Consider the following 290-nt stretch of genomic DNA (forward strand, 5'->3'; position numbering starts at 1 on the left):
GTTATCTGATTCAGCCCTTGTTTTTGTTATTATAAGTAACAACGCTTAGAATGAAGAATTCGGCTGCTGTAAAAATGCGTCTTCTTCTGCAGTCGACTCACGACCCAAGGCTTCATTACGGTGTGGATAGCGTCCAAATTCATCAATAATGTCTTTATGACGGCGTTCAAAGTCTAAAGTGGTTGGGTCATTTAGTTGCTCAAACAGCGGCAGATAGCGTTTATGGATAACAGCTGATTCAGAATGCATAAACGGCATAATAGTAAACTTGCGCCACTCCATCGGTAGGG

1 protein-coding gene is annotated in these 290 nt (G+C 42.1%); it reads right to left on the reverse strand.

The window, feature by feature from the left end; genetic code table 11:
* Nucleotides 1-45: 45 nt before the first annotated feature.
* A partial coding sequence (locus AAEY88_RS12845) for a DUF924 family protein (RefSeq protein WP_350563006.1) occupies nucleotides 46-290 on the reverse strand: 245 nt, incomplete at its 5' end.

Origin of the sequence: Psychrobacter sp. CAL346-MNA-CIBAN-0220 (assembly GCF_040309805.1) — a bacterium.
GTDB lineage: Bacteria > Pseudomonadota > Gammaproteobacteria > Pseudomonadales > Moraxellaceae > Psychrobacter.